This window comes from Candidatus Methylomirabilota bacterium (genome assembly GCA_036005065.1).
Classification (GTDB): domain Bacteria; phylum Methylomirabilota; class Methylomirabilia; order Rokubacteriales; family DASRDR01; genus DASYQW01.
The window spans coordinates 1-13,390 of the sequence record DASYQW010000164.1; the positions used below are offsets into that span (position 1 = coordinate 1).

Consider the following 13,390-nt stretch of genomic DNA (forward strand, 5'->3'; position numbering starts at 1 on the left):
CGCTCCCAAGGAGGAACCATCCGGCGTGATCTTCGACCTCGGGGCCCTGCCGCTCGAGCCCGGCGCGGTGCGCTTCCGCCTGTGGGCTCCCCGATGCCGGCGCGTCGAGGTGTGTCTGGTCGGCCCCGGGCGCGTCCGCGCGGCTCCGCTCGAGCCCCGCGCGGACGGGATCTTCGAGGCCACGATCGCGGAGGTCGAGGCCGGAGCCCGCTACCACTACCGGCTCGACGGGGCGGCCGAGCGGCCGGATCCCGTCTCCCGCTTCCAGCCGATCGGCGTCCACGGTCCCTCCGAGGTCGTGGATCCGGCCGCCTTCGTCTGGAGTGACGCGGGCTGGGGCGGCGTTCCGCTCCGCGACCTCCGCCTCTACGAGCTTCACGTCGGCACCTTCACGTCCGAGGGCACCTTCGAGGCGATCATCCCGCACCTCCCGGGACTCCGCGATCTCGGCATCACGGCCATCGAGCTGATGCCGGTCGCCGAGTTCCCCGGCGCCCGCAACTGGGGGTACGACGGCGTCCACCTCTTCGCTCCCCAGTCGACCTACGGAGGTCCCGAGGGACTGCGGCGGCTCGTCGACACCGCTCACGCGGTCGGGCTAGCCGTGTTTCTGGACGTCGTCTACAACCACCTCGGGCCCGAGGGCAATTACCTTCGCGAGTACGGCCCTTACTTCTCGGACCGTCATCTCACCCCGTGGGGCGAGGCCGTGAACTACGACGGCGAGGGCTCCTCGGGAGTGCGCCGGCACGTCGTCGGCAATGCGTGCTACTGGGTCAGGGAGTACCACATGGACGGGCTCCGACTCGACGCCGTGCATGCCATCGTGGACGACAGCCCCGTCCACCTCCTGGCCGAGCTCGGCGAGGCAGTGGAAGCGGAAGGGCGGGCGCTCGGGCGTCCCGTGCACGTGATTGCGGAGTCGAACCGGAACGATCGCCGCATCGTCGTCCCCCGGGCCGAGGGCGGCTACGGGCTCGCCTCTCAGTGGAGCGACGACTTCCACCATGCGCTCCGGGTCACGCTGACGGGCATCCGGGGCGGCTATTACGACGACTTTCAGGGAGGCCTGGACGACCTGGAGACTGCCCTTCGCGAGGCGTTCGTCTACCAGGGTCGCTTCTCGGCCTTCCGCGGGCACGTGGTGGGGTCACCGGCGTCGGATCTCCCCGGCGAGGCGTTCGTCGTGTTCGATCAAAACCACGACCAGGTGGGGAACCAGGCGCGCGGCGACCGACTGATGACCCAGGTGCCGGTCGGCGCGGTGAAGGTGGCGGCGGCCTCGGTCCTGTGCGCGCCCTACCTCCCGCTGCTCTTCATGGGCGAGGAGTACGGGGAGACGGCGCCGTTCTGCTTCTTCACGAGCTTCAGCGCCCCGGAGCTGGTCGAGGCCGTCCGCGCCGGGCGCCGGCGGGAGTTCGCGAAGTTCGCCTGGGAGACGGACATCCCCGATCCGCAGGACCCTGCCACCTTCGCCGCCTCCCGGCTGGACCACGCCCGGCGCACCCGACCGCCCCACGCTCACGTGTGGGCGTGGTACCAGGCCCTGCTCCGCCTTCGCCGGAGCCACCCGGCACTCCGTCACCCCGACCGCGCGCGGACGCGGGTGAGCCGCGCCGGCCAGGCCCTCGTCCTCGAGCGCTGGGCAGCGGCGGGCGCCGAGGCCGTTCTGGTGATCCTGTCGTACGACCCCCGGCCGAGCCGTCTCGAGGCGACGATTCCGGACGGCGCGTGGCGCCTCGAGCTGGACAGCGAGGCCCCCGCCTTCGGCGGGACCGAGGCGGCGGCCGGTCCCCCGGCCCTCACGGGCGGCCCCGCGGGGGTCGAGCTCCGGCCCTACCAGGCGCGGATCTACCTGCGCTAAATCACCTTCGGGGGGGTCTCGGAAGACCCCCCCGATGCCTCCCCTCGGTTGCAGCGGCACAGCCGCCGCTCGGAGCGCTGCTCGACGCGGCGCGCGCTCGGAGCGAGCTGCCGGGTTACTCCGACAGATTCCTGGATCGTGGGAGGGGGCCTCGACGGCCCCTCGGCGACCCGCGGCGCGCCGGGTGAAATTTGCGCCTGTGGTGTGGGGTGTGCTAGAAGAGCCCCGAGGTGCCATGCCACACGCGCCGGGTCCACCATGACGCGAAGCGCGGTCCTGCGCCCCGGCCTCGTCCTGACAGCCGGGGTCGCGACCGTCGCGGCGTCAAGCGCGCTGCCGGCGTTCTACGCGCTGTTCAGCGGCTTCCAATGGTATGACGACGAGGGCTACCTGCTGCTCTCCCTCCGGCAGTACGCCGCCGGGGGCGCCCTGTACGACCAGCTCTACACCCAGTACGGCCCGGCCTACTTCCAGCTCCTGACCGGCCTCTTCGGGACCCTGTCGCTCGAGCCGACCCACATGGCGGGCCGCGCCGCCGTCATGGGCCTGTGGCTTGCGGTGGCGGCGCTCTGCGCGCTGGCGACCCACCGCCTCACCGGGAGCATCCCGCTCGCCCTCGGCACCCAGCTCCTCGTCTTCCAGACGCTCCTTCCCATGCGAGACGAGCCGCTCCACCCGGGCGGCGTCCTGGCCGTCCTCCTCAGCGCGCTCGTCCTCGCGGGCTCGTTCCTCCGCCGGACGCCCAACGCCGTCGCCGCCGCGCTGATGGGCGTTCTCCTGGCCGCCGCCGTCCTGGTCAAGGTCAACGTCGGGCTCTTCGCCTTCGTGTCCGCCGTCTTCGTCTTGCTCGCGGCCGCGCGCCTCGGCCGGGGCACGCCAGCCTGGCGGCTCGCGGCGGCGGGTGCCTTCGTGCTGGTCCCGCTCGCCGTCATGGGCCCCTTGTGGCACGAACCGTGGGTGCGGGCCTACCTTGCCGTCGTCGTGTGCGCCGCGCTCGCCGTGGTCCTGGTGCGGCTCGCCCGCCCGCTCGAGAGCCCGGGCGCCGGATGGGATCTCCTCGTGCTCCTCGGCGCCTCCGCGCTGGTCGGCGCGGCCTCCTGCGGTGTCGAGCTGGTCCGCGGGACGACCGTGGCCGGCCTCTGGCGGGGGATCGTGCTGGATCCCTTGCGCCACCCGCGGGCGTTCGCGGTGCCGCTACACATGCCGGCCCTGGCGCCGGTGTGGGCCGTGCTCTCACTGGGGCTGGCTGCCGCCGCCGTCCTCGCCGGGCGCCTGACGGGGACCGCGCGCCGCGCGATCGCGGCGGTCCAGGGGCCGGCCCAGCTCCTGGCCGGCGGGATCCTCTGGTACGCGGCCTATGCCTACCCGCTCTTGAGCCGGCGCCCTCTCGCCGTGTCGCTGCCCCTCCTCTGGCTTGCGCTCCTGAGCCGGCCGCGCGACGCCGAGATCGATCGTGACATCGGGCGATCGCTGCTCGTCGCGGTCGCGGTCCTCCAGGCGCTCCACGCCTATCCGGTGGCCGTCACCCAGGTCGCGTGGGCGACGTTCCTCTTCATCCCGGCCGGAGCCGTCGCGATCGCGGAGGGCTGGCGGACGACGGTCGCGATGCTCGGGCGCCTGTTGCCGGCGAGCGTGCCGCGCGCGGCCGGCGCGGTGGCGCTGGCGGGCGTGCTGGCCGCGCTCGGCGTCCGCTCGGTCGATCAGGAGCAGCGGATGCGGGCGGCCTATCAGGCCGGGGTCCCGCTCGACCTCCCGGGGGCCGAGCGGATCCTGGTCACGCCGCACCAGGCGGCGATCTACCAGCAGCTCACCCAGAGCCTCACCGCGCACTGCGGAACGTTCGTGTCCATGCCGGGCATGAACAGCCTCTATCTGTTCAGTCGGCTCCCGCCGCCGACGATGCTGAACGCCACCCTGTGGGTGGCGCTCTTCACCCCGGCCCAGCAGGCCGTGATCACCGACCGGCTGTCCCGGCTGACCGTGCCCGTCTGTGCGGTCCGCCGCCAGGCTCGCGGGCAAGTCACGGAGCCCAGGAGCGCCGCCGGCAGCGCGCCCGACAGCGAGGCCGCCCCGCTCGTCCGGTACATCGAGCGCGAGTTCGTCACCCTCTACGCGATCGACGGGTACGAGTTCATGATCCGGCGTCCGCCGGCTCCGCGCGGATGAGCCCACCATGACGCCGACGCTGGCCGGGGACCGGCGGCCCTTGATCGTGCTCATGCCGGTCTACAACGACTGGGAGGTCGTCCCGCACCTCCTGGCCGAGCTGGACCGCGCCCTGATCGAGGCGGACCTCACGGCCGAGGTCGTCATCGCCGACGACGGGTCCGTCGTGGTTCCCGGGCGGGAGCTGTTCGCCGGCGCGCGCTATCGGGCTCTGGCGTCGATCACGGTCCTCCATCTCGGCCGGAACGTCGGGCACCAGCGAGCGATCGCCATCGGCCTCGCCTACATCGACGCCAAGCGACCCTGCTGCGCCGTGGTGGTGATGGACGCCGACGGCGAAGACGCCCCGACGGACGTCCCGCGGCTCGTCCGCGCGTGGGCCACGGCCGACTCGGCCGTGATCTTCGCCACCCGGGCGAGGCGATCCGAAGGCGTTCCCTTCCGCGCCCTGTACCGCGCCTACCGTCTCGCCTACCGGCTGCTGACCGGCTCCTGGATCTCGTTCGGCAACTTCAGCCTGGTCCCCGCCCGCCTGCTGCCGCGCCTGACCCTGCTGGCCGAGCTCTGGAACCACTACCCGGCGGCGGTGATGAAGGCCCGGATCCCGATCGCGACCATACGGGTCGACCGGGCCCGGCGGCTGGCCGGGCACTCGCAGATGACCCTCGTCTCCCTGGTGCTCCACGGGCTCAGCGCCATCTCGGTGTACGGGGACGTGATCGGGGTCCGCGCGCTGCTCGCCACGGTGGTGGCGATCGGCCTCTGTCTCGGCGGCATCGCGGTGGTGGTGGGTATCCGGTTCATGACCGATCTGGCCATTCCCGGCTGGGCCTCGGCGGTGGTCGGACTCCTGGTGGCCATCCTGCTCCAGACCGTGTCGCTGTCACTCGTGTTCGTCTTCATGATCCTCAACAGCCGGAACTATTCGACCGTCATCCCCCGGCGGGACTACGGCGACTACGTCGCGGCCGAAGAGCGCCTCTACCCGTGACCCCCGGGGAGACCGCCGTCGCCCCGCAGTACGCCGGACAGGAGCTCTCCCTGTTCGCCCGGGCGGCCCACTGGAAGGCCTACCTGGCGGACCTTCTCCGCCCCTACCTGGTCGGCGCGGTCCTGGAGGTCGGCGCGGGCCTGGGCGCCACGACGCGGGCGCTGTGCGATGGAAGCCAGCGGCGGTGGCTCTGTCTGGAGCCGGACCCGGCGCTGGCGGCCCACATCAGGCAAGAGATTGCTCGGGGCGGGCTGCCGGCGTGCTGCGAGATACGGGCGGGCACGGTCCCGGACCTGCCGGCGGACTCGCGCTTCGACGCCATCGCCTACGTCGACGTCCTGGAGCACATCCAGGCGGACCGCGAGGAGCTGGCCCGCGCCGCGCAGCACCTCCGCGCCGGCGGCGCCCTCGTCGTCCTCGCCCCGGCCCACGGGTGGCTCTACTCCCCGTTCGATGCCGCCATCGGACACTATCGCCGGTACACGCGGCGGTCCCTCGCCCGGGTGATGCCGACCCACCTCGAGCGGACCCTGGTGCGCTATCTCGACAGCGTGGGTCTGCTCGCGTCGGCCGCCAACCGGCTCCTCCTCCGGCGGCATCTGCCGACGCCCGGCCAGATCGCGTGCTGGGACGGATGGATGGTGCCCCTCTCCCGGCGGGTCGATCCGCTCCTGGGGTTCCGCGTGGGCAAATCCGTCCTGGGCGTCTGGCGGGCCCTCGCGGACCAGGTCGCCAAGTAGTTGGCCTCGCGTCGAAACCGGGTTTCTGCTTGACACCTCCGGAGCCTTCTGTAACGCTAGCCTTAGTCTAGGTAACTTCCCGGATCTACGGGCCTACCCGTGCCGTTCGCCGGCTGGACACGCACTCCGTCGGGGTTCCCCGGGGCGCCTCTGACGCGGCGTGTCGCCGTCCGAGCTCTGCCAGACCGCGCAGGACAGGCAGGAGACGAGAGGTCGTGAACAAGCGTGAGCGGAGCCGGGGCGCCCCCGCCACTCCCGAACGGTGGGTCCCGGGCCTCGCCCTGGTCCTCCACACACACCTGCCGTTCGTCCTGAACCACGGCCGCTGGCCGCACGGCTCGGACTGGCTCTGCGAGGCGGCGGTCGAGTGCTACCTCCCCCTCCTCGAGGTCGCCCGTCGGCTGGTCGCGCAGGGGCTCTCGCCCCGCTGGACGATCAACATCTCGCCGGTCCTCGCCGAGCAGCTCGCCTCGAGCGTGTTCCAGAAGGAGTTCGAATTCTTCATCGGCATCCGCCTGCGCTCCTGCGAGGACAACCGGAGCGACTTCCGCCGGGCGGGGGCGGAGGCTCTGGTGGCCCTGACGTACTCCTGGGAGGAGTACTTCGAGCGCGAGGACTTCGCGTTCCCGGATCTGGATCCGGCCTGGGCCCGCGTGGGAACCGCGTGACCCGCGGGGCCGTCCAGATGCCGCCGGAACGAGGACGACCCGGGGGGCCGCGGTGAGGGCGCAGCGCGTCCTCGCGTTCATCATGGCCGGCGGTAAAGGGGAGCGCCTGGAGCCGCTGACGCGCGAGCGATCGAAGCCGGCCGTCCCCTTCGGGGGTCGCTATCGCATCATCGACTTCGTCCTCTCCAACTTCGTGAACTCGGGGATCCTCTCCCTCTACGTCCTCGTCCAGTACAAGTCGCAGTCGCTCATCGAGCACCTGCGGCTCGGCTGGCGCAGCGGCGGGCTGGTGGCCGACCACTTCGTCACCGTGGTGCCGCCGCAGATGCGGATGGGCGACTGGTGGTACCGGGGCACCGCCGACGCCGTGCTCCAGAACCTCCACCTCGTGGAGGACTTTGCGCCCGACCTCGTCGCCGTGTTCGGAGCCGACCACGTCTACCGCATGGACGTGAACCAGATGGTGGGATTTCACATCTCGCGGGGGGCCCAGGTCACCGTGGCGGCGCTCCCGGTGCCGGTGGAAGACGCGTCGGGCTTCGGGATCATCGAGGTGGACGGCGAGGGGCGGATCGTCTCCTTCGACGAGAAGCCGGCGGTGGCGCGCCCGATCCCCGGCCGTCCGGGGCTTGCCTATGCGTCGATGGGAAACTACCTGTTCAACCGCGACACGCTCATCGACACGCTGGTGGAAGACGCGCGGCGCTCCACCGACCACGATTTCGGCCGCACGATCATCCCCGAGCTGTTTCCCCGCGGCCGGGTGTTCGCCTACGACTTCCAGTCGAACCAGGTACCGGGGCTGCGGCCGTACGAGGAGCGCGGCTACTGGCGCGACGTCGGGACGATCGAGAGCTACTGGCAGGCCCACATGGACCTCCTCGGCGAAGCTCCCCGGCTCGACCTCGACAACTCGGCCTGGCCGATCCTGGCCAGCCGGTATCACGGGCCGGCGGCCCGCATCCTCGGTGGCAGCATCGAGAACTCGCACGTGGGAGAGGGGAGCCTGATCCGGCACGGGACGGTGCGCGGGTCGATCCTGGGCCGGGGCGTGCAGGTCGACGAGGGATGCGTGGTCGAGGACTCGATCGTCATGGACTTCACCCGGCTCGAAAAGGGCGTCCGGCTGCGCCGCGTCATCGTGGATCGGTATAACCGCCTCGAGCGGGGGACGACGATCGGGGAGGATCCGGAAGAGGATGGCCGCCGGTTCCATCTGGACCGGTCGGGGATCGTGGTCATCCCGCGCGGCGGGCGGGCGCACATGCTCGATCTGGAGCAAGAGCCCTGAGCGGTTCCCGCGTTTTCCCTCGCGCCGCGTCGGTCGCTTCGGTCGGCGGTGGCGCTCTGCCCCGGGTACGTCCGTGAGCGCGGCCGCGCCCCGCTACATCGCCATCCACGGCCACTTCTATCAGCCGCCTCGCGAGAACCCGTGGCTCGAGGCGGTCGAGGTCCAGGACTCGGCGTACCCCTACCACGACTGGAACACGCGGGTGACGGCGGAATGCTACGCGCCCAACACGGCGGCCCGGCGGGTGGACGCCCAGAATCGCATCCTGGACATCGTCAACAACCTCGACCGGATCTCGTTCAACTTCGGCCCGACCCTCTTGCACTGGCTGGCCGAGGAGCGGCCGCACGTCTACGCGCGGATCCTGGAAGCGGATCGCGTCAGCGCGGCCAAGCGCGGGGGCCACGGCAACGCCATCGCGCAGCCCTACAACCATGCCATCCTGCCGCTCGCCTCGCGGCGCGACAAGGTCACCCAGGTGCGCTGGGGCCTGGCCGACTTCCGCTACCGGTTCGGGCGCGACCCGGAGGGGATGTGGCTCCCGGAGACGGCCGTCGACGGAGAAACGCTCGAGGTGCTGGCCGAGCACGGCATCGCCTTCACCATCCTCGCCCCCAAGCAGGCGGCACAGGTGCGGGCCCGGCCGGACGGGAAGTGGCAGGAGGGCGGCGGCGCCATCGATCCGAGCCGACCCTATCGCTGGGAATCCCGGGATGGCCGGAGCATCGCCCTCTTCTTCTACGACGGCCCTATCTCGCACGCGGTGGCCTTCGAGGGGCTGCTCGAGTCCGGCGACGCGTTCGCCGGTCGCCTCCTGGCCGCGTTCGACGACCGCCGCCCGGGCGGACAGCTCATCCACGTCGCGACTGACGGCGAGTCGTACGGCCACCACCACCGCTTCGGAGAAATGGCCCTGGCCGCCGCCTGCCACCGCATCGAAGCCGATGGGCGGGCGGCCCTCACCAACTACGGCGCCTTTCTCGCGTCCCACCCGGCGACCCAGGAGATCCGGATCGTGGAGCCGTCCTCCTGGAGCTGCGCCCACGGCGTGGACCGCTGGCGCGCCGACTGCGGATGCAACTCCGGGCGGCTCGACTGGCACCAGCGGTGGCGGCGACCGCTGCGGGAGGCGTTCGACTGGCTCCGCGAGCAGGTGGATCCCCTGTTCGAGGCGCGCGCCTCCGCCTTGCTCAAAGATCCCTGGGATGCGCGGGACGACTACGTGACGGTGATCCTTTCCCGCTCGTATCCCGCGGTGGCCGCGTTCCTCGGCCGCCACCAGCTACGCCCGTTGACCCACTTCGAACAGGTGGAGGCGATCAGACTCCTCGAGCTCCAGCGCCAGCGCCTGCTCATGTACACCTCCTGCGGGTGGTTCTTCGACGAGGTCTCCGGCATCGAAACGGTCCAGGTGCTCCGCTACGCGGCCCGGGCCATCCAGCTCGTCCGGCAGCTGGGCGCCAACGCGAACCTGGAAGAGGCCTTCGTGCAGCGTCTGGCGGCGGCGCCATCGAACCTTCCCGAGCTGGGCACGGGCGCCGAGGTCTACCGCCGTCACGTGCTGCCGGCCGTCGTCGACCTCCGGCGCGTCATCGCGCACTACGCGATCGCCGCCCCGTACCAGAACTACGGGGACGAGGCCCGCGTCTACGCCTACACGGTGTCGCGGCTCGACTGGCAGCGCGAGTCGTACGGGGAGACCTCGCTGAGCGTGGGCCGGGTCCGGGTGACGTCGGACCTCACGGCCGAGGCCGAGGAGGCGGCCGTCGCCGTCCTGCACTTCGGCGGTCACGACTTCCACTGCGCAATGCGGGGCCTGCCGGACGGCGGCGACTACGCGACGGTCCGGGCCGAGCTCTTCCAGCGCTTCGCGGGCCACAGCCTGTCCGAGGTCGTGCGTGCCCTCGACCATCACTTCGAGGGCCGGGCGTATGGCATCCGCGATCTCTTCATCGCCGAGCGCCGGCAGATCCTGGCCTCCGTCACCGAGAGCGTGCTCCGGCGCTTCGAAGACACTTACCGGCGCCTCTACGAGGAGAGCCGGCGACTCATGCAGTACCTGCGCGAGGCGGACGCCCCGGCCCCCGAGGCGCTGGCGCTGGCCGCCCGCTACGTGCTCCAGCGCGACGTCGAGCGGGAGCTGCCGCGCCTCGCCGCCGACGGCTCGGCGGACCGTATCCGCGAGCTCCTGACCGAGGCCCGCTCCCTCGGCTTCGACCTCCGCGTCGAGCCGGAGCGCGTGGCCCCTCATCTCGAGCGGGCGCTGCTCGCGCGGATGGCCCGCGTCTGGGACGATGTCACGCCCGACCGCATCGAGAGCGCGCTGGCCGTCCTCCAGGTGGGCCGGGAGCTCGGCTGCATGCCCGACCCGTGGACGGCCCAGAACCGCTTCTTCGAGCTCTGGCGGATCCAGGAGCGGGACGCCCGCCTCGTCCTGGGGCCCCTGGCCGCCGCGCTCGGCTTCCGGCTGGATCCCACGACGTGACGACGCCCTTCGTCTTCGTCGGCTGCGTCGAGTTGCGCGAGATCCTGGGCCAGCGGGCCGAGGATGCGAAGGAGCTGGCCGATCTCCTGGCCCAGGTCCCGGGCGGGTCCGTCTACTACCACACCCACGGCTTCTTTCTCCGGCACCGCGTCTTCGCCAGCGCCTACACCAACGACTTCGCGACGTGGGTCGCGGGAGAGCTGAAGGAGCCGGTCCTCGGCGAAAAGCTGGCGATGGTCGATCCGTTCGAATTCCAGGATCTGGAGGCGCTCCGGGAGGAGCTGGTGTCGGTGATCGACCACCACCTGTCGCATCAGCGGACGGTGCCCCGGATCGACCGGAGTCAGCCCTTCGACTTCCTGCAGAGTCACGTGGTGGAGTTGCCGGTCGGCATCGCGGCCGGGACGCTGCTCGAGTTCCGCGAGGCCCTGGCTCAGGTGGACGCGAGCGCGATCTATTACCATGTCTTCGAGGCGCGCGTGCGGCAGGGGCGGTACGAGAACGACTTCTCCCAGTGGCTCCGCCGAGACCTCTCACTCACCGACCTCGCCGAGCGCGTGCGACGCATCAATCCCTATGTGGGAAGCCTCGAGCGGGTCCGCTCGCGGCTGCTCATGCTGGTGGACGAGGTGCTCGAGCAGGAGGGCAGCGCCCCGTGACGTCGATCAACGACTACCGCGAGATCGCCCCCAGGGGCACGGTGGACTTCATCATCCGGATGACGGAGCGCGTCAAGGGGCGGCGTTTCCTTCACGTCAGCTCGACGCGGTATGGCGGCGGAGTGGCCGAGATCCTGCACCGCACGGGCCCCATCCTGACCGAGCTGGGGGTGGAGGTCTCCTGGGAGGTGATCACCGGCAACCCCCTCTTCTACTCGACGACCAAGGCGATCGAGAGCGCGCTCCAGGGCACGGAGCAGGTCATCACCGAAGAGATGCTGGACACCTACCGCACGGTCAACCGGGACAACGCCCGCCGGTTGCCGCTCGAGGCCGACGTCGTCCTGGTCCACGACGCCCAGCCGGCGGCGCTGATCGAGCACCGCCCGGCCAGCGGGCGATGGGTGTGGCGCTGTCACATGGACATGTCGGCCCCGCAGCGGCGCGTTTGGGCCTTTCTCCGACGCTACGTCGTGAGCTACGACGCCGCCGTCTTCTCGCTGCCGCGGTTCGCCCCCCAGCTCCCCATCCCCCAGTACCTGATCTACCCGTCCATCGACCCCTTGGCGGACAAGAACCGGCGGCTTTCGCGGCAGGAGGTCGAGGCCGTGCTCGATCGGCTGGCGATCCCGCGGGACAAGCCGATCCTCCTCCAGGTGTCGCGGTTCGACCGCTTCCAGGACCCGGTCGGGGTGATCAACGCCTTCCGGCTCGTACGCCGTCACAACGACTGCCGCCTCGTCCTGGCCGGCAGCGGGACGATGGACGACCCCGAGGGCGCGGCGGTGCTGGCCGAGGTGCGGGAGGCCACGGGCTCCGACGAGGACATCCACGTGCTCGAGCTGCCGCCCGACGCCCACCTGGAGATCAACGCCCTCCAGCGGGCGGCCACCATCGTGCTCCAGAAGTCGCTGCGCGAGGGCTTCGGGCTCACGGTGGCCGAGGCCATGTGGAAGGGCAAGCCGGTGATCGGCGGGGCCGCCGGAGGGATCACGGCCCAGATCATCCACGACGTGACCGGGTACCTGGTCCACTCGCCCGAGGGCGCGGCCTTCTGGCTCCGGTACCTGCTCAACAACCCGGAGGCGATCAGCCGCCTGGGCGGCGCCGGGCGGGAGCACGTCCGGCGGAACTTCCTGATCACCCGGCACCTGGCCGACTATCTCACCCTGCTGGGCCGCCTCACGGGGTGATGGGCCGCGCGCGCACCCGCTTCGATGGACGTGCCGCCCTCGCCACTCCCGGACGATGCCGAGGCCCGGCTCGCCGAGCTCGGTGCGGCCGAGGTCGTCTTCGGCGTCCTCTCCTACCAGAACGCCCGGACCATCGGCGAGGTCGTGCGGAGCCTGGAGAAGGGGGCGCGGACCCACTTCCCCGACGCCCGGGGCGTCCTCGTCCACTCGGACGCGGGCTCGACCGACGAGACGGTGGACGCCGCGGCCCGCTCGGCCGGCGACCTCCCCGTCGTGCGGCTCGTGCACGGAGGCGTTTCCACCCAGCGCGCCATGCCCCCGGCCCATGGCGTGCCCGGCGGGGACGTGGGACTCCGCGGCCTCTGCGTGGCCGCGCGACGGCTTTCGGCGCGCGCCGTCCTCCTGGTGGGGGCCGACCTCCGCAGCCTGCCGGACATCTGGATGGACCGGCTCCTCCGACCGATTTGGGGCGGGGAACTGGACTTCGTCACCCCGCTCTACGCTCGCCCGGCCCTCGACGGGACGCTGACCACGTGCCTCCTTTACCCCCTGACGCGTGCCCTCTACGGGAGCGCCGTGCGCCACGTCGTGCCGTCGGAGGCGGCGCTGTCGGCGGCCCTCGTCGCGCGACTCGCCGACGGTCACGGCTGGAGCACGGCGGCGACGCGGTCGGCCCCGCTTTACCTCGGCACCACCGCCTCGGCGACCGGCGCCCGGCTCGGGGAGGCCTGGCTCGGCGCGCGGGACGCGGAGGGGCGAGAGGGCCGACTCGATCTCGGGGACCTCGTGAGCGAGGTGGTCGGCACGGCATTTGCGCTGGCGGAGCTCTATGAGGAGCAGTGGCGCGAGGCCGGGCCGCGTCCGGCGCCCCGGCGCTTCGGGGAATCCCTGGCGGCGCCCAGCGACACGCCGCCCGCGAGCCAGGCGCGCATGGTCTCCGTCTTTCGGCAGGGGCTGCGGGACCTGGTCTCGATCTGGGAGCAGGCCCTGAGCGCCGGCACCCTCGGCGACCTCTATCCGCTCGGGGACCTGGCCCCCGAGGAGTTCGTGTTCTCGGCCGACCTGTGGGCGCGCGTGGTTTACGACTTCCTGCTGGCCTACCACTTCCGGGTGCTCCACCGGGACCACCTCCTCCGGAGCCTGGTGCCGCTCTACATGGGGCGGACGGCGGCGCTCTGCCGCGAGGCGTCGGGCCTCTCGGGCGCCGCCCAGGCGCGGCTGCTCGAGCGGCAGGCGCGGGCGTTCGAGCGGGCCCGGGCCGATTTTGCCGACCGGTGGCGATAATATGAGGAGGGGTGGTCACCGGAAGCCACCGGGCGCGATGGCGACCGTG

The 13,390-nt window shown here is 71.7% G+C and carries 10 protein-coding genes; all 10 read left to right on the forward strand.

Annotated elements, in window-relative coordinates; genetic code table 11:
• Positions 1-1,864 (forward strand): malto-oligosyltrehalose trehalohydrolase (gene treZ, locus VGW35_11895; protein ID HEV8308360.1); only part of this gene is annotated, 1,864 nt, incomplete at its 5' end.
• Positions 1,865-2,122: 258 nt separating this feature from the next.
• Positions 2,123-4,030 carry a hypothetical protein gene (locus tag VGW35_11900; GenBank protein ID HEV8308361.1) on the forward strand — a complete coding sequence of 636 codons (1,908 nt, stop codon included), beginning with the start codon at positions 2,123-2,125 and terminating at the stop codon, positions 4,028-4,030.
• Between the two features lie 7 nt (positions 4,031-4,037).
• Positions 4,038-5,021, forward strand: a complete 984-nt coding sequence (locus VGW35_11905; protein HEV8308362.1) for a glycosyltransferase — start codon at positions 4,038-4,040, stop codon at positions 5,019-5,021.
• Complete coding sequence (locus VGW35_11910) at positions 5,018-5,761, forward strand: class I SAM-dependent methyltransferase (GenBank protein ID HEV8308363.1); 744 nt, start codon at positions 5,018-5,020, stop codon at positions 5,759-5,761. The genes VGW35_11905 and VGW35_11910 overlap by 4 nt, the downstream gene beginning before the upstream one ends.
• 215 nt (positions 5,762-5,976) lie before the next feature.
• The gene (locus VGW35_11915; protein ID HEV8308364.1) at positions 5,977-6,429 is read left to right on the forward strand and encodes a hypothetical protein; all 453 of its coding nucleotides are present in this window, start codon (positions 5,977-5,979) and stop codon (positions 6,427-6,429) included.
• Positions 6,430-6,481: 52 nt separating this feature from the next.
• On the forward strand, positions 6,482-7,720 hold the full coding sequence (locus tag VGW35_11920; protein ID HEV8308365.1) for a glucose-1-phosphate adenylyltransferase: 1,239 nt from the start codon (positions 6,482-6,484) through the stop codon (positions 7,718-7,720).
• 73 nt (positions 7,721-7,793) lie between these two features.
• Complete coding sequence (locus tag VGW35_11925) at positions 7,794-10,205, forward strand: DUF3536 domain-containing protein (GenBank protein ID HEV8308366.1); 2,412 nt, start codon at positions 7,794-7,796, stop codon at positions 10,203-10,205.
• Positions 10,202-10,864 (forward strand): DUF5752 family protein, encoded by a 663-nt coding sequence (locus VGW35_11930; protein HEV8308367.1) that lies wholly within the window; start codon positions 10,202-10,204, stop codon positions 10,862-10,864. Before VGW35_11925 ends, VGW35_11930 begins: the two co-directional genes overlap by 4 nt.
• On the forward strand, positions 10,861-12,057 hold the full coding sequence (locus tag VGW35_11935; protein HEV8308368.1) for a glycosyltransferase: 1,197 nt from the start codon (positions 10,861-10,863) through the stop codon (positions 12,055-12,057). The genes VGW35_11930 and VGW35_11935 overlap by 4 nt, the downstream gene beginning before the upstream one ends.
• 30 nt (positions 12,058-12,087) lie before the next feature.
• Entirely contained in the window at positions 12,088-13,341 is a 1,254-nt protein-coding gene (locus VGW35_11940; GenBank protein ID HEV8308369.1) for a hypothetical protein, read from the forward strand.
• The last annotated feature ends 49 nt before the right edge of the window (positions 13,342-13,390 follow it).

Coding starts and splice junctions, on each gene's coding strand:
- VGW35_11900 (HEV8308361.1), top strand. CDS start 2,123: ATGACGCGAAGCGCGGTCCTGCGCCCCGGCCTCGTCCTGACAGCCGGG.
- VGW35_11905 (HEV8308362.1), top strand. CDS start 4,038: ATGACGCCGACGCTGGCCGGGGACCGGCGGCCCTTGATCGTGCTCATG.